The organism is Luteimonas sp. e5, assembly GCF_054031035.1.
This window is the reverse complement of record NZ_JBSTRX010000001.1, coordinates 406,817-427,558: the sequence shown is the minus strand read 5'-3', so window position 1 is coordinate 427,558 and position 20,742 is coordinate 406,817. Positions and strand designations below refer to the sequence as shown.

The 20,742-nt window shown below is 66.9% G+C and carries 19 protein-coding genes, 4 tRNA genes and 1 other RNA gene; 6 read left to right on the top strand and 18 right to left on the bottom strand.

The annotated features are described in order from the left end of the window. Window positions 1-94: 94 nt before the first annotated feature. The 8 genes from tgt to ACW11F_RS02085 form a co-directional block, all read right to left on the bottom strand. On the bottom strand, window positions 95-1,216 hold the full coding sequence (gene tgt, locus ACW11F_RS02120) for a tRNA guanosine(34) transglycosylase Tgt (protein WP_456995262.1): 1,122 nt from the start codon (window positions 1,214-1,216) through the stop codon (window positions 95-97). A 55-nt stretch (window positions 1,217-1,271) separates the two neighbouring features. Continuing rightward, window positions 1,272-1,868, bottom strand: a complete 597-nt coding sequence (gene recR / locus ACW11F_RS02115) for a recombination mediator RecR (RefSeq protein WP_456995261.1) — start codon at window positions 1,866-1,868, stop codon at window positions 1,272-1,274. A 9-nt stretch (window positions 1,869-1,877) separates the two neighbouring features. Further along, window positions 1,878-2,198 (bottom strand): YbaB/EbfC family nucleoid-associated protein, encoded by a 321-nt coding sequence (locus ACW11F_RS02110; protein ID WP_456995260.1) that lies wholly within the window; start codon window positions 2,196-2,198, stop codon window positions 1,878-1,880. A gap of 24 nt (window positions 2,199-2,222) precedes the next feature. After that, on the bottom strand, window positions 2,223-3,890 hold the full coding sequence (gene dnaX, locus ACW11F_RS02105) for a DNA polymerase III subunit gamma/tau (RefSeq protein ID WP_456995259.1): 1,668 nt from the start codon (window positions 3,888-3,890) through the stop codon (window positions 2,223-2,225). Between the two features lie 78 nt (window positions 3,891-3,968). Beyond that, an RNA gene (gene ffs / locus ACW11F_RS02100) (signal recognition particle sRNA small type) lies at window positions 3,969-4,065 on the bottom strand. Window positions 4,066-4,630: 565 nt separating this feature from the next. Continuing rightward, window positions 4,631-4,723 (bottom strand) — tRNA-Ser (locus tag ACW11F_RS02095). 35 nt (window positions 4,724-4,758) lie between these two features. Beyond that, window positions 4,759-5,529: an MBL fold metallo-hydrolase gene (locus ACW11F_RS02090; protein ID WP_456995258.1), complete on the bottom strand. Its 771-nt coding sequence runs from the start codon at window positions 5,527-5,529 to the stop codon at window positions 4,759-4,761. Next, the gene (locus tag ACW11F_RS02085; RefSeq protein ID WP_456995257.1) at window positions 5,526-6,260 is read right to left on the bottom strand and encodes a 3-deoxy-D-manno-octulosonic acid kinase; all 735 of its coding nucleotides are present in this window, start codon (window positions 6,258-6,260) and stop codon (window positions 5,526-5,528) included. The genes ACW11F_RS02090 and ACW11F_RS02085 overlap by 4 nt, the downstream gene beginning before the upstream one ends. Window positions 6,261-6,291: 31 nt before the next feature. On the opposite strand from ACW11F_RS02085, the gene ACW11F_RS02080 reads away from it, so the two are divergent. The 3 genes from ACW11F_RS02080 to ACW11F_RS02070 all read left to right on the top strand — a co-directional run bounded on the left by ACW11F_RS02080 (window position 6,292) and on the right by ACW11F_RS02070 (window position 8,455). Continuing rightward, window positions 6,292-7,056, top strand: coding sequence for a hypothetical protein (locus ACW11F_RS02080; protein WP_456995256.1), 765 nt, complete (start codon window positions 6,292-6,294; stop codon window positions 7,054-7,056). A gap of 53 nt (window positions 7,057-7,109) precedes the next feature. Next, window positions 7,110-7,200: transfer RNA gene (locus ACW11F_RS02075), tRNA-Ser, on the top strand. Between the two features lie 550 nt (window positions 7,201-7,750). Continuing rightward, a complete protein-coding gene (locus tag ACW11F_RS02070) occupies window positions 7,751-8,455 on the top strand; it encodes a PP2C family protein-serine/threonine phosphatase (protein WP_456995255.1) in 705 nt (234 codons plus the stop codon). A gap of 18 nt (window positions 8,456-8,473) precedes the next feature. Here the strand turns inward: ACW11F_RS02070 and dnaQ are convergent, their stop codons facing one another. From dnaQ to ACW11F_RS02055, 3 genes are read right to left on the bottom strand one after another with little or no spacing between them, the layout of a single operon-like run. Then, complete coding sequence (dnaQ, locus tag ACW11F_RS02065) at window positions 8,474-9,193, bottom strand: DNA polymerase III subunit epsilon (RefSeq protein WP_456995867.1); 720 nt, start codon at window positions 9,191-9,193, stop codon at window positions 8,474-8,476. Further along, window positions 9,193-9,642 (bottom strand): ribonuclease HI, encoded by a 450-nt coding sequence (gene rnhA, locus ACW11F_RS02060; RefSeq protein ID WP_456995254.1) that lies wholly within the window; start codon window positions 9,640-9,642, stop codon window positions 9,193-9,195. Before rnhA ends, dnaQ begins: the two co-directional genes overlap by 1 nt. Continuing rightward, complete coding sequence (locus tag ACW11F_RS02055; protein ID WP_456995253.1) at window positions 9,639-10,259, bottom strand: hypothetical protein; 621 nt, start codon at window positions 10,257-10,259, stop codon at window positions 9,639-9,641. Before ACW11F_RS02055 ends, rnhA begins: the two co-directional genes overlap by 4 nt. Window positions 10,260-10,335: 76 nt before the next feature. Here ACW11F_RS02055 and gloB point away from each other — a divergent pair, with 76 nt between their 5' ends. From gloB to ACW11F_RS02040, 3 genes are read left to right on the top strand one after another with little or no spacing between them, the layout of a single operon-like run. Then, a complete protein-coding gene (gene gloB / locus ACW11F_RS02050) occupies window positions 10,336-11,100 on the top strand; it encodes a hydroxyacylglutathione hydrolase (protein WP_456995866.1) in 765 nt (254 codons plus the stop codon). Continuing rightward, complete coding sequence (locus tag ACW11F_RS02045) at window positions 11,097-12,284, top strand: transglycosylase SLT domain-containing protein (RefSeq protein WP_456995252.1); 1,188 nt, start codon at window positions 11,097-11,099, stop codon at window positions 12,282-12,284. Before gloB ends, ACW11F_RS02045 begins: the two co-directional genes overlap by 4 nt. Before the next feature lie 30 nt (window positions 12,285-12,314). Next, entirely contained in the window at window positions 12,315-13,103 is a 789-nt protein-coding gene (locus ACW11F_RS02040; protein WP_456995251.1) for an enoyl-ACP reductase FabI, read from the top strand. 103 nt (window positions 13,104-13,206) lie between these two features. Here ACW11F_RS02040 and ACW11F_RS02035 read toward each other — a convergent pair whose 3' ends face one another. The 7 genes from ACW11F_RS02035 to clpP form a co-directional block, all read right to left on the bottom strand. Next, window positions 13,207-15,180, bottom strand: a complete 1,974-nt coding sequence (locus ACW11F_RS02035) for a SurA N-terminal domain-containing protein (RefSeq protein WP_456995250.1) — start codon at window positions 15,178-15,180, stop codon at window positions 13,207-13,209. A 145-nt stretch (window positions 15,181-15,325) separates the two neighbouring features. Next, window positions 15,326-15,402 (bottom strand) — tRNA-Asp (locus tag ACW11F_RS02030). A gap of 49 nt (window positions 15,403-15,451) precedes the next feature. Then, a tRNA-Val gene (locus tag ACW11F_RS02025) sits at window positions 15,452-15,526 on the bottom strand. A 91-nt stretch (window positions 15,527-15,617) separates the two neighbouring features. Continuing rightward, window positions 15,618-15,893, bottom strand: coding sequence for an HU family DNA-binding protein (locus tag ACW11F_RS02020; RefSeq protein WP_456995249.1), 276 nt, complete (start codon window positions 15,891-15,893; stop codon window positions 15,618-15,620). Between the two features lie 198 nt (window positions 15,894-16,091). Further along, a complete protein-coding gene (gene lon, locus ACW11F_RS02015) occupies window positions 16,092-18,539 on the bottom strand; it encodes an endopeptidase La (RefSeq protein WP_456995248.1) in 2,448 nt (815 codons plus the stop codon). 118 nt (window positions 18,540-18,657) lie between these two features. Further along, window positions 18,658-19,950, bottom strand: a complete 1,293-nt coding sequence (gene clpX / locus ACW11F_RS02010) for an ATP-dependent Clp protease ATP-binding subunit ClpX (protein ID WP_456995247.1) — start codon at window positions 19,948-19,950, stop codon at window positions 18,658-18,660. Window positions 19,951-20,113: 163 nt separating this feature from the next. Further along, a complete protein-coding gene (clpP, locus tag ACW11F_RS02005) occupies window positions 20,114-20,740 on the bottom strand; it encodes an ATP-dependent Clp endopeptidase proteolytic subunit ClpP (protein WP_456995246.1) in 627 nt (208 codons plus the stop codon). Window positions 20,741-20,742: the final 2 nt, after the last annotated feature.

Genomic DNA, 20,742 nt, shown 5'->3' with positions numbered 1-20,742 from the left:
GAGGCGAACGGGCAATTATGCCATGCGGGCGCGAGTGTACGGATTCAAGGCGATCGGGCAGGAAGCCCCCCTTCGCGCCCGGCAGCCGCGCACCTCAGGCTTGCGCGGCATGGAACGCGGCGCGGAAATCGGCGAAGCGGCCCTGCTCGATCGCCAGCCGCATGTCCGCCATCAGCCGCTGGTAATGCCGCAGGTTGTGCAAGGTGCCGAGCATCGGCGCCAGCATTTCGTTGCAGCGGTCGAGATGGCGCAGGTAGGCGCGGCTGAACCCGTTGGCGCAGGCGTAACAGTCGCAGCCTTCCTCGATCACGCCCAGGTCGTTCTCGTAGCGCGCGTTGCGGATGCGCACGGTGCCGTCGGCAGTGAAGAAGTGGCCGTTGCGCGCATTGCGCGTGGGCATCACGCAGTCGAACATGTCGACTCCACGTGCCACCGCCTCGACCAGATCCCGTGGACGCCCGACGCCCATCAGGTAGCGCGGCTGGTGATCCGGCAACAGTGGCAGCGTGTGCTCGAGCATCGCGTTGCGCTCGGCCTCGGGCTCGCCCACGGCAAGGCCGCCGATGGCATAGCCGTCGAAGCCGATCCCGGTCAGGCCTGCCGCCGAGCGGCTGCGCAGCCCGGGAAACATGCCGCCCTGGACGATGCCGAACAGCGCCGCGTCATTGCCCTCGTGCGCGCGCCGGCTGCGTTCGGCCCAGCGCAGCGACAGCTCCATCGAGCGCCGCGCCACGTCTTCGCCCACCGGCACGCCGTCGATCTGGTAGGGCGTGCACTCATCGAAAATCATCACGATGTCGCTGCCCAGCACGCGCTGGATCCGCATCGACTCCTCCGGTCCGAGGAACACCCGGCTGCCATCCGTCGGCGCGGCGAAAGTCACCCCCTGCTCGCTGATCGTGCGCCGGTGGGCCAGCGAAAACACCTGGAAGCCGCCCGAATCGGTCAGGATCGGACCTTGCCAGCGGGTGAAATCGTGCAGATCACCGTGCGCGGCGACCACCTCCAGCCCCGGCCGCAGCCACAGGTGGAAGGTGTTGCCGAGGATGATTTCGGCGCCGAGTTCGCGCACCTGTTCGGGAAACACGCCCTTGACCGAGCCATACGTGCCCACCGGCATGAACGCCGGCGTTTCCACCGTGCCGCGCGGGAACGACAGGCGACCACGACGCGCCGCGCCATCGTGGCCCAGCAGCTGGAAGGACATGCGGGACATGGCGCGCATTATCGCGGCAAACCGCACGCGGCCTCAAAGCCGTACGGCACCGGCCTCACTCCATCTCGCTGCGCGAACCGAAGGCATGCGAAAGCGTGCCGCGATCGACGTATTCCAGCTCGCCACCGAGCGGCACGCCATGCGCCAAGCGACTCGGGCGCACCCTGGCCTGGCGCGCCAGTTGCGCCAGGTAGTGCGCGGTGGCTTCGCCTTCCACGGTGGGATTGGTGGCGATGATGAGTTCGCGCACCTCGCCCTCGCGCAGGCGCTCGGCCAGTGCATCCAGACCGAGTTCCGCCGGCCCGATGCCGTCCAGCGGCGACAGCCGGCCCTGCAGCACGAAATACAGGCCGCGGTAGCCGGTGGCCTGCTCGATGGCGAGTCGGTCGGCCGGGCTTTCCACCACGCACAGCTCGCTGCGTTCGCGCGCGGGGTTGGCACAGGTCGGGCACAGGTCCTGTTCGCTGAAGTCGCGACAGCGTCGGCAGTGGCCGACTTTGGCCATCGCCTCCGCCATCACCTCGGCCAGGCGCTCGCCACCGCCGCGCTCGCGCTCCAACAGGTGGTAGGCCATGCGCTGGGCGGACTTCGGCCCGACCCCGGGCAGCACGCGCAGGGCCTGGATCAATTGCTCAAGCAGCGGTGAGGACATGCGCCGGGATCAGAACGGCAGCTTCATCCCCGGCGGCATCGGCATGCCGGCGGTGGCCGCGCCCATCTTTTCCTGGCTCGCCGCATGCGCCTTGTTGACCGCATCGTTGAACGCGGCGGCGATCAGGTCCTCGGCCATTTCCGCATCCTCGAACACGCTCGGGTCGATGCGCACCTTGCGGCATTCCATCTTGCCGGTCAGGGTGACATTGACCATGCCGCCACCGGCATTGCCGGTGACTTCGAGATTGGCCAGCTCTTCCTGCGCGCGCTGCAGGTTTTCCTGCATCTTCTGCGCCTGCTGCATCAGTTGGGCGATATTGCCTCGCATCGGAATACTCCTCGGGGTTCGTGGTCAATCGTCCAGCGGACGGATGGAATCGGGCACCAGGCGGGCACCCCGGGCCATCAGCCGCTGCACGTCGGGATCATTGAGAAACGCATGTTCGGCGGCGCTGTGGCGGGCATCACGCTCGCGGGCATCGCGCTGGCGCAGGGTTTCGCCCACCGGCGCCACCGCCTCGAAGCGGATCTGCGGCGGGGTACCGAGAACAGCGCCCAAGGCATCGCCCAGTTGCCGCACTGCCGGCGGGGTTTTCAGGAACTCGTCCTCGGCCGGCAGCGAAAGTCGCAATACCTCGCCTTCGTGGGCGATGAAGCCGGCATGCGCGGCCAACTCCCGGGCCAGCCCCTTGAGTTCGGCCTGTTCCACCACGCGCAACCAGCTTTCCGCATCCAGCACGGACAACGCGGGAGCCGTCGGGGATGCAGCCGGGGCTTCTCGCATCACCGGTTGTGCGGCGTCACGGGCGCGAGGACGTGGCGTCGCCGCCGGTGGGGTCGCGGCCTGCGCTTCATCCAGCGCCGCCTGGGCCGCGGCGCGCCCGCCCGACGCCGGCCTGGCTGCCGCGGGGGCGGCACCGGTCGTGCTCCCCTCGCCTGCCGGCCGGAATGCGAGCATGCGCAGCAGGCTCATCTCGAACCCGACCCGTTCACCGGGCGCGAGCGACAGGTCACGCCGGCCCTGCACCGCCATCTGGTACCACAGCTGCACCAGTTCGGCGCGCAGGCCCTCGGCGAGCGCGGCGATGTCGATGTCGCCGCCCTCCTCGTTCATCTGCATGGCCGGCACCAATTGCCGCAGCTGCACCCGGTGCAGGGTTTCCGCCAAGGCCTCCAGCACATGGCCCCAGTCCGGGGCGAGTTCGGCCAGAGCCTCGATTTCGGCAAACAGGCGTTCACCATCCCCCGCCATCAGCGCCTCCAGCAGCGCACCCACGCGCGCACGGTCGACAGTACCGAGCATCGCCGCCACTTCCGCGTCGCCGACCTGCCCGCCGCCGTAGGCGATGGCCTGGTCGAGCAGGGACAGGCCATCACGCAGGCTGCCGTCGGCGGCACGCGCCAACTGGCGCAACGCGCCGTCCTCGAAGCCGATGCCTTCGGCCTCGAGGATACGCCGCATCTGCCCTTCGATCTGAGCCAGGTCCAGCCGCTTGAGGTTGAACTGCAGGCAGCGCGAGAGCACGGTCACCGGCAACTTTTGCGGATCGGTGGTCGCGAGCAGGAACTTCACGTGCCCCGGCGGCTCCTCCAGCGTCTTCAGCAGCGCGTTGAAGGCGTTTTTCGACAGCATGTGCACTTCGTCGATCAGGTACACCTTCACCCGACCGCGACTGGGCATGTACTGCGCGTTGTCGATCACCTCGCGCACGTCATCCACGCCGGTATTGGACGCGGCGTCGATCTCCAGCAGGTCGATGAAGCGTCCGGCGTCGATGTCGAGGCAGGTGCGGCACTCGCCGCAGGGCTCGGCGGAGGTGCCCGCTTCGCAGTTGAGCGACTTGGCGAAGATGCGCGCGATGGTGGTCTTGCCCACGCCGCGCGTGCCGGTGAACAGGAAGGCATGGTGCACACGGCCGCTGTCCAGCGCATTGGTCAACGCACGCACCACGTGCTCCTGGCCGACCAGTTCACCGAACCGCCTGGGGCGCCACTTGCGGGCGAGGACGAGATAGCTCATCCGGGCATTCTGCCATGCCCTGCCGGCACTCCCGCTGACCGTGTTCGCGCCTCGATGCCGGGGCCGGAAAAGGTGGCGGCCCCGCCGACTGACCTCGGCGCCCGCATCATTCGATACCGTTGCTGCCTTCCGGCCCTGGCGGGGTTTTCGAACTAGCGTCGCGAGGGGCCGACGGGGCCACCATGGAATCACCGCGGCATTCGCCGGCGGGCCGCGCATTGTAGCCGGTCGCGTGGAGCGGTCAATTTCGCCAGGAATGCAAAGCGCCCCGTATGGAGGGTCAGAGCTTGATTCATTGGGGGATTGACTCGGGCCATCCATGGCCCTCGCCCTGCGGGCAGCCTGCCGATCCGTCGAACCCCGGCGGAGGTTCTCGTCCGCCGTCATTCCGCAGATACGCCAACGCCCCCGTGCGCGACGGCGCCATGGGCTTGAGAGGGGGATTGACTCGGGCCATCCATGGCCCTCGCCCTGCGGGCAGCCTGCGGCTGTCCTGATCGGCAGTCCTGCCGATCGGTGACTCGGGCCATCCATGGCCCTCGCCCTGCGGGTAGCCTGCGGCTGTCCTGATCGGCAGTCCTGCCGATCGGTGACTCGGGCCATCCATGGCCCTCGCCCTTCGGGCAGCCTGCGGCTGTCCGGATCGGCATCCTGCCGATCCGTCGAACCCCGGCGGAGGTTCTCGTCCGCCGTCATTCCGCAGATACGCCAACGCCCCCGTGCGGGGGCGTTGGCGTATCTGGCGGAGAGAGGGGGATTCGAACCCCCGAAGCGCGGTTTAGACGCTTACACACTTTCCAGGCGTGCTCCTTCAACCACTCGGACACCTCTCCGGAAACCTTGGGCGCGCGGGCGCCAGCCGGTCATTTTAGCCCGCTGCAGGGGTATCCACAACATGCAGCAGCGGCTCGCCAAGCGCCACCGCTTCGCCCGGTTCAGCCACCCGCATGCCGCGCGCGCGCAGCGCCGCCGCGTCCTCCGCCGAGCCGTAGTGGTACAGCAGGCAGCGGGCCAGCAGTTCGGCCGGATACTCGCGTTCGAGGTCGTCGATGCCACTGTGTGACGGGTTGCCCTGCAAGGCGCAGTCGTGCGCGATCAGTTCGCCGCGATCGGCCACGGCAGCCAGCATTTCGGGGATCGGTCGGGTATCGCCGGTCCAGACCAGGCTGCCCGGCAGGCGCAGGCCATGGGCAGTGTCGGGCCAGTGATGGCGCACCGGGAAACTCTCGAGGCGCACGCCACGGTGCCAGAAGTGGTCGCTGACCACGATCAGCTGGAACGCATCCCAGAAGTTGACCCCGCCTTCGGCCAGCACATTGGGGTAGTCCGCCACGCGTCGCTGCAGCCAGGGCAGCACACCGACCGGGCAATAGACCTTCACCTGGCCGCGTCGCACCGGGTCGAACCAGGTGCCGACGAACAGCCGTTCGAAGCCGCTGACATGATCGAGGTGGGCATGGGTCACGTACACCGCGCGTGGATACTCGCGGTAATGGTCGAGATAGCGGCTCAGGCCTTCGGAGCCACAGTCGATCGCCAGCCACGGCTCGCCGTCGCGCTCGATCGCGGCCATCGCGCTGCCCAGTTCGGCCGCCGCCATTGCGCCGCCCACACCGATGAAGCGCAGCGCCCAGCTCATCGCGCCACCGACTCGGACATGGCCGCCGCATACGCCGCTTCAAGCTCGACGAAACCTTCCGCCACGGTCGCGGCACGCGCCTCGCCCGCCACCTTGTCCAGCGAGCGGCGCAGCCGCGCGAGATTGGCACGGCGCCACCGGCCATCGCCTTCGGCGCGCAAACGGCTGCGATCGAAATCGATCATCCAACCCTTGCCCTGCCCGTCGAACAGCAGATTGTGCGCGTTGAGGTCGGCATGCCACAGGCCGTGGCGATGAAAGCGCGCGATCAGTTCGCCGCTCTGTCGCCATGGCGCGGCATCGGCAAGCAACGCATCGGCCAGGCTGCGCACGCCGGCGATGCGCTCGATCAGGATCGCGGCGCGATAAGCCAGTCCGTGGCGCCAATAGGCGGCGGCAAGCGGTCTTGGCACCGGCAGTTCGCGCTGCAGCAGCTGTTGCAGCAGATGAAATTCGGCAAAGCTGCGCACCGCGGCTTCGCCCTGCCACAGGTAACGGTCGTGGCTGATGCGCGCGACCAGCCCGCCACGCAGGTAGCGGCGCAGCACCATCGCCCCCCAGGGGGCGTCGATGAACCAGGCGGCTCCGCGCCCGCCGCTGCCAACCGACTGTGCGGCCTCCCCCCAATGGCTGGCTTCGAACCACTCCACTTGCGCCGGACGCGGCAAGGCCGCGGCATCCCACAGCAGGCACCCGGCGGCGTGGTCGGCAAGTTCGGCGCGCATGTGCATGCGGCCAGTGTACTCAGGGCGATGCCCTATCATGGGCGCGTTTTCCCGCAGCGAGTCTTCGATGGCCAATGTGCTGTGCATCAAATGGGGCACCAAGTATGGCCCCGAATACGTCAATCGCCTGCGCTCGATGGTGCGCCGGCATCTGAAGCGCCCGCATCGCTTCGTGTGCCTGACCGACGATACCCGCGGCATCGATGCGGACATCGAAACCTTCGACATCCCGAAGATCGGCATCGCCGATTTCGATGCGCGCGAACCGTGGACCTTCGCCCACGGCTGGCTCAAGCTGACCAGCTTTGCCCCGACGCTGCACGACCTGGAAGGCGAAACCCTGTTCATCGACCTTGACGTGGTCATCGTCGGTGAGCTTGATCGTTTCTTCGAGCAGCCCGGCGAATTCCTCGTCATCCGCGAGTGGGACAAGTCCGACGGCACCGGCAATACCTCGGTCTACCGCTACCGCATCGGCGCGCATGCCGACGCGCTCGACTACCTGCGCGAGAACCAGGCCGAGGCGCTGGCAAAGGTACGCAACGAGCAGGAGTTCATCACCGGCTACCTCGCCCGCCAGGGCAAGCTCGGCTACTGGCCCGAGGCTTGGTGCCGCAGCTTCAAGCGCCACTGCCTGCGCCCGTTCCCGCTGTCGCTGTTCCAGCCACCGCGCATTCCGCCCGATGCCTCGGTGATCGCCTTCCACGGCAAGCCCTACCCCGAAGACGCGATCGCCGGGCGCAGCGGCAAGTGGTACCGCAAGGTGCTGCCGACCCCGTGGGTGGCCGAGCACTGGCGCTGAAGCGCTTGTCGCCACCAGCCCCGCGCCGTATCATGTGCGGCTTGCTGACCGCCGGAGAGGTGGCAGAGTGGTTGAATGTACCTGACTCGAAATCAGGCAGGCGTTTATAGCGCCTCGGGGGTTCGAATCCCCCCCTCTCCGCCAGAAACGCAAAGCGCCCCGATCGGGGCGTTTTGCGTTTCTGCGGGATGGCGGCGGACGAGAACTCCCGCCGGGGTTCGACGGATCGGCAGGATGCCGATCCGGACAGCCGCAGGCTGCCCGCAGGGCGAGGGCCATGGATGGCCCGAGTCAATCCCCTCATCACCCATCACGAAATGCCCCGATCAGAGCGTTTTGCGTTTCTGCGGGATGGCGGCGGACGAGAACTCCCGCCGGGGTTCGACGGATCGGCAGGATGCCGATCCGGACAGCCGCAGGCTGCCCGCAGGGCGAGGGCCATGGATGGCCCGAGTCACCGATCGGCAGGATTGCCGATCGGGACGGCGCAGCCGCCCGCAGGGCGAGGGCCATGGATGGCCCGAGTCAATCCCCCCTCAAACCCATGACGCCATCCCGCATCGGCGCGTCTTGCGTTTTCTGCGGGATGGCAGCGGACGAGCTCCACGCCGGGGTTCGTCCACTGGATCGTCACCCCTTGCCGCGACGCGGCCTGTGCCACGATGATGGGCATTGACCGACTTGGCTTGCATGCATGATCGAATTCGGCCACATCACCCATCCCGGGCTGCGCCGGGAGTTGAACGAGGACACCTACCACGGCGACGCCCACCTCGGGCTGTGGTTGGTGGCCGATGGCATGGGCGGGCACCAGTACGGCGAGATCGCCAGTGCGATCGCCCGCGAAACCGTGGTGCGCGAGGTGCGCGACGGCACCGCACTGGAGCAGGCGATCCGCATTGCCAACGAGGAGATCCTGCGCAGCCCGCACAACCGACGCGATGCGCTGCCGATGGGCACCACGCTGGTCGCCGCACGCATTCGCGACGGCCAGTTCAACGTGGCCTGGGTCGGCGACAGCCGCGCCTACCTGTGGCAGGCCGGCAAGCTGATGCAGCTATCGCATGACCACAGCTACGTGCAGACGCTGGTGGCGCAGGGTGAGCTGGGTGCGGAAGAGGCACGCCGCCACCCGCAGCGCAAGGTGGTGACCCAGGCGCTGGGCGTCACCGCGCCGGCGCAGCTGGACGTGGAGGAATGCAGCGGCACCCTGGAGCCGGGCATGCAGCTGCTGTTGTGCAGTGACGGCCTGACCGAAGAAGTGGACGATGCCGGCATCGCGCAGATCCTTGCGCGCCCGACCCTGACTGCACAGGAATGTGCCGACACCCTGGTCGCCAGCGCGCTGGATGCCGGCGGCAGCGACAACATCACCGTGCTGGTGCTGCGCCGGCACTGAAGGCCGTCGCGAGTCGGCTCAGCCGGCGAGCCGGCGCCACAGCGGTTCGCCGCCGCACTTGCCGGCAATCGCATCCAATCGCGCCTCATGCTCGCTGCGCTCGGCCTCCGAGACGCGCACCCGCGGTCGGGGGCCAGTCGCGCCGAAGCCCGGTACATCGATCGCCACGGCAGCGTCCGCGGCGGATGCGTCGAACCCCGCATCGAAACCGATCTCGCTCTGGCCCGAGGTCATCGCCAGATACACCTCGGCGAGGATCTCGGCATCGAGCAGCGCCCCGTGCAGGGTGCGGTGGGCATTGTCCACGTCCAGCCGCCGACACAGCGCGTCCAATGAATTGCGCTGTCCCGGCCAGCGCTTGCGCGCCATTTCCAGGGTATCGGTCACCTCGGCGTGGTCGGCGATGCAGCCCAGCTGCGGGCCGACGCCGGCCAGTTCGGCGTCAAGGAAGCCGATGTCGAACCTGGCATTGTGGATGATCAACTCCGCGCCGCGGATGTAATCCACGAACGATTGCGCGATGTCGGCGAACAGGGGCTTGTCGGCGAGGAAGTCCAGGCTGAGGCCGGTCACTTCGCGCGCCCCCTCCTCGAAATCACGCTGCGGATTGATGTAGACGTGGAAGTTGTTGCCGCTGGGACGACGCTCGATCAGCTCCACGCAGCCGATTTCCACCACCCGGTTGCCCTTGCGCCATTCCAGGCCGGTGGTTTCGGTGTCCAGCACGATCTGCCGCATCAGCATGATTCCTGTTCCTTCATCGCGAGGGCGGCTTCGCGCGCCAGCGCGTCGACCCGTTCGTTGTCCACATCGCCGGCATGCCCCTTGACCCAGCGCCAATCGACGCGATGGCGCGCGCTGGCCTGGTGCAGGCGCTGCCACAGGTCCTGATTCTTCACCGGCTGCCCGGCGGCGGTTTTCCAGCCGCGCCGGATCCAGTTCGGCAGCCATTCGCCGATGCCCTGCTGCACGTAGCGCGAATCGGTATGCAGGACCACTTCGCAGGCTTCACTGAGCGTTTCCAGCGCCATGATCGCGGCCATCAGTTCCATGCGATTGTTGGTGGTCTGCCGCTCGCCACCGGACAGTTCGCGCTCACGCGTGCCATAGCGCAGCAAGGCGCCCCAGCCGCCGGGCCCGGGATTGCCCAGACATGCGCCATCGGTATGTGCTTCGACCCGCTTCATCGCGCGCAGCTGCCCTCGCCCAGTGCCGGCACCAGCGTCGACGCCGGCCGCGGTGTCAATGCAATGCGACGTTTGGTGGCGGCCAGCATCCACGCCGCCCGTGCACCGGCTCCGTTACGCGGGCGACTGTCGCTGCTGCATTGCCAGGTCGGTCCGATGCCCTGGGCCAGCGGTTCGGGCTCCAGCCCGGCCTGGCGCAGACGACGGCGCCAGGTGAACGGTTCGCGCGCACCCACGCCTTCTCCCTGCCAACGCATGCGATAGGGCGAAAGCGGATTGAGCGCGAACACGGTGAGACATGCACCCGGCACCATCACGCGCGCGCATTCGGCAAGCCAGCCGCGCACATCCGCGGGCTCGACGTGCTGCAGCAGCACCGCGCCGACCGATTCGCTGGCCAACGGCAGGGCCATCCCGCATTCAAGCCCGCCACGCCAGCGCGCGCCATGCGGATGCAACCACAGGCCGTGCGGCAAGTTCACATAAGCCGGCCGCGGCAAGGTGGCGAACACCAGCCAGGGCAAGCCCGGGCGCGCGCCCAGCGCCTGCATCACCGCCTGCGCCTCGCTCTCGAGCACGGCTGAACCGGCCTCGTCGCTGAACCAGGAACCGGACATGGAAGGTTGACGAGGCACGGGTGCGGCGGGCATGGTGCGCCCATTCTACGCACCCGATGCATCTCAATCCCCGGTGATATCCCCGCCCGAGCCCCTGCCCGCTTTCAACGACAACTACATCTGGTGGTTGCCGGCCACGCCAGGACCGTTGCTGGTGGATCCGGGCGAGGCCGCGCCCGTGCTGCAACGCTTCGCCGATGCGCCGGCGCTGGCCGGGATCCTGTTGACCCACCATCACCCTGACCACGTCGGCGGCGTGCCCGAGCTGTTGCAGCGCTGGCCCGATACCCCGGTGATCGCCCCGCACGATGAACGCATCACCCACGCCACCCGGCGTGTGGCCGATGGCGACCGCGTGGCGCTGGGCGGTCACGAATTCGAGGTGCTCGCGGTGCCCGGACATACCCGCAGCCATATCGCGTATTTAGGCGAGGGCCTGCTGTTCTGCGGCGATGCGCTGTTCTCGATGGGCTGCGGGCGCATGTTCGAGGGCGATGCGCCGACCATGCTGGCTTCACTCGACCGTCTGGCCGCCCTGCCCGGCCCGACCCGGGTCTGCTGCGCGCACGAATACACCCTCGCCAATGGTGCTTTCGCAGAAGCGGTGATGCCCGGGCAACCAGAGCTGCTTGCGCGCCTGCGCCAGGCCCGCCAACAACGCGAAGCCGGCATCCCCACCTTGCCCAGCAGTATCGAAGACGAGCGCGCCACCAATCCTTTCCTGCGCATCGACGATGCGCAGGTGCGCGCTTCGATCGCCGACCACCTCGGCCAGGCACCTGGCGACCGCAACGCTGCGTTCGCCGCACTGCGCGCCTGGAAGGACGGGTTCAAGGGATGAAGCGCGCCATCAAGCCGCGGTGGTACATGCGTGCGGGGCTTGGCCTTGCCTGCCTGCTGGCTCCGTTTGCCGCGACCGCGGCGGAGATGCCGGCGCAGGCACCGGCCGCATCAAGTCCGCAGATCGCCACCCGCAGCGGATTGGAGATCCATCGCCGCTTCCGCGAGCATCTGGCCGAACCGGACTGCAGCAATGCCGATCCGCGCTGGACCGCCCATTACGAGCGTGCGCCACGGCGCATGGCCAGCCACGACGACGAACTGCTGGCGCTGTTCGGTTACGTGGTCGATGAACTGGTGCAGGCCGGATTGCCGACCGAATATGCATTGATCCCGTTCGTCGAAAGCCGTTACAACCCCGCCGCGCGCAGCAAGGCCGGCCCCGCCGGGCTGTGGCAGTTCATTGCACTGACCGCACGCAACCAGGGCGTCAAGGTCACCCCTGCCTACGATGGCCGCATGTCGGTGGTGGATTCCACCCGCGCCGCGGTGCGCTACCTGAAGATCCTGCACAGCATGTTCGGCGGCAACTGGCGGGTGGCGATCATGGGCTACAACGCCGGTGAATACCGCGTGCTGGGCGCGATCAAGCGCAGCGGCATGCAGCAACGCCAGGCCGATGCCAAACGAATCCAGGGCTTGCCCGCGCTGACCCGCGCCTATGTGGAAAAACTGCATGCAATCACCTGCCTGATCGAACAGGCCGAAGACCGCGCGGAATGGTTGCAGGCGATTGACCGCCCTGTGCCGGTGTTGACCGCCGAATCACTGCAGGAAGATGCCGCGAGCCTCGAGCACTGGGCACGCGCGCAACAACTGGATGCAGGAATGCTGAAACGGCTCAACCCGGCACTCGCCAGCGTGCGCCTGAACTCCGGCCCCCAGGCACCGCAGCTGCTGGTGCCGCGTCGCCTGCGTGAGGAAAGCGAAACCACGCGCACACGCAGCGTGATCGCCGCCGGCAGTGCGGCGGAGAGCCTGGCCACGGCAAGTCGCACCGGCATCGCCACCGGCGGGCACACGCACTACACGGTCGTGGCGGGTGATTCGTGGTGGGCGATCGCGCGTCGCCACGGCCTCAGCACCGCCGAACTGCTGCGCCGCAACGGCCTCAGGCCCGGCGCCGCGCTACGCCCCGGTATGGTGCTCAAACTCGACGCCACGCCCGCCACGCAGGCAAACTAGCGCATTCCCCTTCGACAGGATCAATACGGCATGGGTTTTCTTGCAGGCAAGCGTGCGCTCATCACCGGCATCGCCAGTGAACGGTCTATGGCCAACGGAATCGCCGAAGCGATGCGGCGCGAAGGTGCCGAGTTGGCCTTCACTTACCAGAACGAGAAGCTGAAATCCCGCGTCGAGAACGCCGCCAGGGAATACGGCAGCGATATCGTGATCCCGCTGGACGTGTCTTCGGATGCGCAGATCGCCGAATGTTTCACCGAGCTCGGCAAGCATTGGGATGGCTTCGACATCCTCGTGCACGCCATTGCCTATGCCCCGCGCGAAGCGATCGCCGGCCAGTTCCTGGACGGCCTGACACGCGAGAACTTCGCCATCGCGCACGACATCTCGGCCTATTCGCTGGCGGCGCTGGCGTCGGCGGCACGCCCGATGATGCAGGGCCGCAAGGGTGCGATCCTGACCCTGTCCTACCTCGGTGCCGAGCGCGCGCTGCAGGGTTACAACGTGATGGGCGTGGCCAAGGCCAGCCTGGAGGCCACGGTGCGTTATCTGGCCTACAACCTCGGCCCGGAAGGCATCCGCGTCAACGCGGTGTCCGCCGGCCCGATCAAGACCCTGGCCGCGGCCGGCATCGGCGGCTTCCGCAAGATCCTCGGCCATGTGGAAGAAAACGCGCCGCTGCGGCGCACCGTGACCATCGAAGAAGTCGGCAATGTGGCCGCTTTCCTGTGCTCGGACCTGGCCAGCGCGGTCACCGGCGAAGTCACCTATGTCGACTCGGGTTACAGCATCCTCGGCATGACCGGACTCAACGACTGAACCGGCCCGCTCGCGCAGCACGCGGGCAATCCCATGAACGCAAGACGCCCGGCGATGCCGGGCGTCTTGCATTGTCGGGGTCGCGGCCGATGCCGCGATGTGATCACAACGGGGCGTCGGTGATGCGGATCTTGTAGCGCTTGCGCAGGTCCGACACGTAGGCACGCAGGCTGTCGTAACCGGCCGCCGCCGCCATCTGCTGGCGCAGGATCCGCTTCTCCTCTTCCGGGATCGCCGTCAGGTCGGCGGCATGGACCGCATCCACCTGGAACACCAGCCAACTGCCATCGGGCAGCTTGAGCTGGCCCAGCGACGGCGCCCCGGCGTCCGGCCGCGGCGCCTCGAACATCGCGCGCGTCGCGTCAGACGTCGGTGCCGGCATCATCCGCGACAGCGCGGTCAATGGCTGCATCGCAAGGCCCTCGGCCGCGGCCAGGGTGGCCATCGCCCCGCCCTTGCGTACGCCTTCGAGCAGCGCCTTGGCGCTGGCTTCCGCCGCTTCGCCGGCACGCTGCGTGCGCACCGCGACGGCGACCTGATCGCGCACATCGGCCAGCGGCCGCACGCGCTCGGGCGAGTGTTCCACCACGCGCAGGATCACGCTGCGATCCGGGGCGATGTCCACCGGGTCACTGACCGAGCCGTCCTGCACCCGATTCTCCGAGAATGCCTCGCGCTGCAGTGCCGGCAGTGCACCGATGCCTTCGCCGCCGCCCTTGGGCAACGGGCCCAGCCTGAGCAACGGCAGCTTGTGTGCGGCAGCCACCTCGGCGAAGCCGGAAGGATTCTTCATCAGGTCGTCGACCAGGGCCGATAGCAGATCGTTGTAGGCACGCTCGCGGCCACCGGCCAGCGCCTCGCGCTCCAGCTCGTCTCGCACTTCCTCGAAGCTTTTTTCGCTGCCCGCCTCGATCGCCCGCACGTTGATCACATGCCAGCCGAAATCGGTCTTTACCGGGTCACTGATCGCACCGGCCTGCAGCGCGAACACCGCATCTTCGAACGGCTTGACCATGCCGCCATCACGCTCGATCCAGCCCAGCGAGCCGCCTTGCTGGGCGGAACCGGGGTCACCCGATTCGGCCTTGGCCAGCGCCGCGAAATCACCACCGGCACGGGCCTGTTGCGCCAGCGCCATGGCCTTTTCCTCGGCCGCCTTCTGCGCCGCGGCATCCGCGTCCGCGGCCACCGGGATCAGGATATGCGCCACCTCGCGCCGCTCGGCGCTGCCGTACTTGCCACGCTCGGCGGCGTAGCGCGCACGCAGATCGGCCTCGCTCGGCACCACCGGCTGCAGTTGCGCGGCATCGACGTCGACGTATTCGATCGTCACCGTTTCCGGCGCCATGAACTGCCTGGTATTCGCCTTGTAATAGGCTTCGATCTGCGCCTCGTCGACTTCCTCGTCACCGGCGGGCTTGAGCGCCACATGCACCGCGCTGACATCGCGCGTTTCGTACCACAGTGCGAGCATGCGCTCGGCTTCGGCGTTGGTGATGAAGGCCGAGCGCGCCAGTCGCCCCACCAGTGCCTGGCGTTGCAGGCCTTCGCGCACCAGCTGCTCGTAATCGCGCGGACGCATCGGCGGGTTCTGGCTGGCCAGCACGCCGAGGTAGCGTTGTTCGTCGAAGCGACCGTCCACCTGGAAGTCGGGGTTGTCGCGGATCTCCTGACGGATGGCCACGGTCGGCACCTGGAACCCGGCTTCGGCCGCAGCCAACTGCATCAGGCGCTGGTCGATCAGCTGATCGAGGATCAGACGCTTGTTGTCGGCCGATTCGAATTCGCGGCTGTCGAAAGCCTCGCCCCGTTCGGCGCGCTGGCGCATGCGCTCCTGGTCGAAGAAACGGCGGAACTCCTCGCTGCCGATTTCCTCGGTATGCCACAGCATCGACACTGGCCAGAATGCCGGTGCCGAGCGCCACCAGGTCGGTGGCATCCGCACCTGCGCCACGTCGTCGCGCATGCGTCCGCCCATGTAGTCGTTCACGCCCCAAAGCGCGAACGGCACGATCAGGATGCCGAGGATGACCGTCGCCACCCAGCCACTGGATTTTTCACGAATTGCTTGCAGCATGTCTTGAGATACCCCGGCGCGTGCCGTGTTGCATTGGAGTGTTGCGGTGGATCAGCCGGGCAGTTTAACCGCTGCACTGCCTGCCCGCGCATCACGTACCCCGGAAAAGCACAAGCCCCGCACATGGCGGGGCTTGTGATGAAACTGGCGGAGCGGACGGGACTCGAACCCGCGACCTCCGGCGTGACAGGCCAGCATTCTAACCAGCTGAACTACCGCTCCGTGAAGCTCGAAATTGTAATCGGCCGAATCCTGCTTTGCAATACTCGGCTGGTGGGCGCTGACGGGATCGAACCGCCGACCCTCTCCTTGTAAGGGAGACGCTCTACCGCTGAGCTAAGCGCCCGCACCGGGCAGGCATGATACGCCATGACTGCCCATGCAAGGAAAAGCCCGGCACATGGCCGGGCTTGTTCGCATGCAGGCTGCGGCGTGGATCAACCGTTGACCGCATCCTTGAGCGCCTTGCCGGCCTTGAACGCAGGCGCGTTGGAGGCCGCGATCTGGATCGTTTCGCCGGTCTTCGGATTGCGACCGGTGCGCGCGGCACGCTGGCGCACCTCGAAGCTGCCAAAGCCGGTCAGCGACACCGAGTCACCGGCTTTCAGCGCATTGGTCACGGCACCAACGAACGCATCCACCGCGCGCGTGGCATCGGCCTTGCTGAGGTTGCTGTCCTGGGCGACGGCTTCGATCAATTCACTCTTGTTCATTCAGAAGACTCCTGGGTCCTGCGGCGACATGCCGCTGTTGCGAAAAGCGATGGCGCAGCGCCGGACTCGACCGACACATGCGCAACTCATGCGGCGGGTGCCGCAACGCATCCGTTATACCAGCGCGCTGGCGCCCACCGCAAGAAAAAGCGGGGAAAATGCCCGTATTCCAAGGGTTGACGGCAGCAACGGAATTTGTCAGTGCTTCACCGCGCCCTTGCGCTTGGCGCGCGCCGGCGGCGCTTCGGGTGGCATCACCGCATCGTCGGCGTGCTCGGGCACTTCGACGTTGGCCGGAGTCAACGGCCGCTCCAGGGCAAGGTCGAGCACTTCGTCGATCCACTTCACCGGCACGATCTTCAGGTTCTTGGTGACCGCCTCCGGCAGCTCGGTGAGATCCTTCTCGTTCTCCTGCGGAATGATCACCGTGCGGATGCCGCCACGCAGTGCGGCCAGCAGTTTCTCCTTCAGGCCGCCGATCGCGCTCACGCGCCCGCGCAGGGTGATCTCGCCGGTCATCGCCACGTCCGCGCGCACCGGGATGCGCGTCAGCATCGACACCAGCGCGGTGGCCATGGCGATGCCGGCACTGGGACCATCCTTCGGTGTGGCGCCATCCGGCACATGCACGTGCACGTCGTACTTGGACAGGAAATCCAGGTCGATGCCGAAGCGCTCGGTGCGCGAACGCACCACCGACAGCGCCGCGGACGCCGATTCCTTCATCACGTCGCCCAGCTGGCCGGTCAGGATCAGCTGGCCCTTGCCCGGCACCAAGGTCGATTCGATCTGCAGCAGGTCGCCGCCGACCTCGGTCCAGGCCAGTCCGGTGACCAGACCGACTTCGTTGTCGGCCTCGGCGCGACCGAAGTCGAAGCGACGCACGCCCAGGTACTTGTCGAGATTCTTCTCGCCGACCTTGATCGTCTTCGCCGGCTTCTTCGACGGCCCTGCGAGGGCGATGTCCTTGACCACCTTGCGCGCGATCTTGGCGATCTCGCGCTCCAGGTTGCGCACGCCCGATTCACGCGTGTAATAGCGCACGATGTCGCGCACCGCATCCTCGGCGATTTCCAGTTCCCCGGGCTTGAGGCCGTTGGCCTTGAGCTGCTTGGGCACCAGGTAGCGCATCGCGATGTTGAGCTTTTCCTCCTCGGTATAACCGGGGATGCGGATCACTTCCATGCGGTCCAGCAACGGCCCGGGGATGTTCATCGAGTTGGCAGTGGCGATGAACATCACCTCGGACAAGTCGAGGTCGACCTCCAGGTAATGGTCGTTGAAGCTGTGGTTCTGCTCCGGATCGAGCACTTCCAGCAGCGCCGCGGACGGATCGCCACGGAAATCCATCGCCATCTTGTCGATTTCATCGAGCACGAACAGCGGGTTGCGGGTGCCGACCTTGTTGAGGTTCTGCACGATGCGACCGGGCATCGAGCCGACATAGGTGCGGCGATGGCCGCGGATCTCGGCCTCGTCGCGCACGCCGCCCAGTGCCATGCGCACGAACTTGCGGTTGGTGGCCTTGGCGATCGACTGCCCGAGCGAGGTCTTGCCCACGCCCGGCGGGCCGACCAGACACAGGATCGGCCCCTTCATCTTCGACACCCGCGACTGCACCGCGAGGTATTCGAGGATGCGCTCCTTGACCTTGTCCAGGCCGAAATGGTCGGCATCGAGCACGTCCTGCGCCTGCTTGAGGTCCTTGCGCACGCGGCTGCGCTTCTTCCACGGCACGCCAAGCAGCCAGTCGAGGTAATTGCGCACCACCCCGGCCTCGGCCGACATCGGTGCCATCTGCTTGAGCTTGTTGTACTCGGAGCGCGCCTTCGCCTCCACCTCCTTGGGCATGCCGGCGCCGGCGATCTTCTTCAGCAGGTCCTCCAGCTCGTTGCTGCCGTCCTCGCCCTCGCCCAGCTCCTTCTGGATCGCCTTCATCTGCTCGTTGAGGTAGTACTCGCGTTGCGACTTCTCCATCTGCGACTTGACCCGGCCGCGGATCTTCTTCTCCAGCTGCTGCACGTCCAGTTCGCCGTGCACCAGCCCGACCAGCATCTCCAGGCGCTCACCCACGTCGAGCATTTCCAGCAGCTTCTGCTTGTCGGCCAGGCGCACGCCGATGTGCGCGGCGACCACGTCGGCGAAGCGGCCGGCTTCCTCGATGCCGGTCAGGGTCTGCACCAGCTCGGACGGCAGCTTGCGGTTGGACTTGACGTAATCCTCGAACAACGCCAGCAGCGAGCGCGAAATCGCCTCCAGCTCGCGCCCCTCGCGGCCGGGGACCTCGTCCAGCTCCTCGACTTCGGCCTGCAACGCACCATCGCGCTCGGCGACCGCGTCCATGCGTGCGCGGCCGGTGCCTTCCACCAGCACCTTGAGCGTGCCGTCGGGCAGCTTGAGCAACTGCAGCACGTTGGCCAACGCACCGACCGGATAGATGTCCTCGGCGCCGGGATCATCGATCTCGGCGGATTTCTGCGTCGCCAGGACGATGCGCTTGTCGGCCTCCATCGCCATTTCCAGCGCACGGATGGATTTGTCCCGGCCCACGAACAGCGGGATCACCATGTGCGGGAACACCACCACGTCGCGCAGCGGCAACACCGGCAGCACGGCGCGGGGGATGAGGCTCTCCTGTGAAGTCATGCTTGGCTCCAGTCAAACAGTCGGCTTGCGCCACTGCCCTACTTTATGGGGGCCATCGGGCTGCGACGCAAGCACCACAAACACGAACCCCGGCAAATGCCGGGGCCGTGGAAGTCATTCAATGGCCGGATGCCTGTTGCATCACCGGCTCTTCGTTGCCGCTGGCATAGATCAGGAACGGCTCGGTGCGATGCTCGATCACCGATTCGTCCACCACCACCTTGCTCACGTTGTCCATCGAAGGCAGCTCGTACATGGTGTCGAGCAGCACCGATTCGACGATGGTGCGCAGCCCGCGCGCGCCGGTCTTGCGCTTGAGCGCCTTGCGCGCGATCGCGGCCAGCGCGTCGGGGCGGAACTCCAGCTCCACGCCTTCCATCTCGAACAGCTTGTGGAACTGCTTGGTGATCGCGTTCTTCGGTTCGGTGAGGATGCGCACCAGCGCGTTCTCGTCCAGCTCCTCGAGTGTGGCGACCACCGGCAGGCGGCCGACGAACTCGGGGATCAGGCCGAACTTGATCAGGTCCTCGGGCTCGACCTCGGCCAGCACCTTGCCGACCTCCAGCTTGCGCTCGGACGATTTGACCTTGGCACCGAAGCCGATGCCGCCGGCATCGCTGCTGCGGTCCTGGATGATCTTGTCCAGCCCGGCGAATGCGCCGCCGACGATGAACAGGATGTTGCGGGTATCGACCTGCAGGTATTCCTGCTGCGGATGCTTGCGCCCGCCCTGCGGCGGCACGCTGGCGACGGTGCCTTCGATCAGCTTCAGCAGCGCCTGCTGCACGCCCTCGCCGGACACGTCGCGGGTGATCGACGGGTTCTCGCTCTTGCGCGAGATCTTGTCGATCTCGTCGATGTAGACGATGCCCTGCTGCGCGCGCTCGACATCGTAATCGCACTTCTGCAGCAGCTTCTGGATGATGTTCTCCACGTCCTCGCCGACGTAGCCGGCTTCGGTGAGCGTGGTCGCATCGGCCATGGTGAACGGCACGTTGAGCATGCGCGCCAGGGTTTCGGCGAGCAGGGTCTTGCCCGAACCGGTCGGGCCGACCAGCAGGATGTTGGACTTGGCGAGCTCCACATCGTCCGACTTCTGCCGGCTCTCGATGCGCTTGTAATGGTTGTACACCGCGACCGCGAGGGTCTTCTTCGCCCTTGCCTGGCCGATCACGTACTGGTCGAGGATCTCGAGGATTTCCTTCGGCTTGGGCAGCGCGCTGCGCGCGGTCTGCGCCTTTTCGGTCAGCTCCTCGCGGATGATGTCGTTGCACAGATCGACGCATTCATCGCAGATGAACACGCTCGGCCCGGCGATCAGCTTGCGCACCTCGTGCTGGCTCTTGCCGCAGAAGGAGCAGTACAGGATCTTGGTGCTGTCGCCGGAGCGGGTCTGGCGGTCGTCGGTCATGTGCAGCGCTTTCCGTAATTTCTGAACAGGGAAATCCACCGCCTTTCACGCGGCTTCGATCGAGGATAGCACAGGGTCGGGCGTGCGCCCGGCCCCTGCGGTCGGACCCTGGAACATGCCGCAAGTTCCCCCCGCGCAGGCTCCGGCGGGGGCCAGCGGCGGCTCAGTTCGGCGCGATCGAGTCTTCCGGACGGCGCTCGATCACGCGGTCGACCAGTCCGTAATCGCGTGCGCTCTCGGCCGACTTGAAATTGTCGCGCTCGGTATCGCGGGCGATGGTTTCCAGCGACTGCCCGGTATGCCGCGCCAGGATCTCGTTCAGGCGCTGGCGCAGGGCGAGGATTTCACGTGCGTGGATGTCGATGTCGGTGGCCTGACCCTGGAAGCCGCCCAGCGGCTGGTGGATCATCACCCGCGAATTGGGCAGCGCATAGCGCTTGCCCGGCGCCCCGGCCGCCAGCAGCAACGCGCCCATCGAGGCCGCCTGCCCGATGCAGGTGGTCGACACGTCCGGCTTGATGAACTGCATGGTGTCGTAGATCGCCAGGCCTGCGGTGACGATGCCGCCCGGCGAGTTGATGTAGATGCTGATTTCCTTTTCCGGGTTCTCCGCCTCGAGGAACAGCAGCTGGGCGACGATCACATTGGCCATGTGATCGTCGATCGGCCCGACCATGAAGATCAGCCGCTCCTTGAGCAGGCGCGAATAGATGTCGTAGGCGCGCTCGCCACGGCTGGTCTGTTCGACCACCATCGGCACCAGGTTCAAGGCTTTGGTCTCAAGGCTCATCA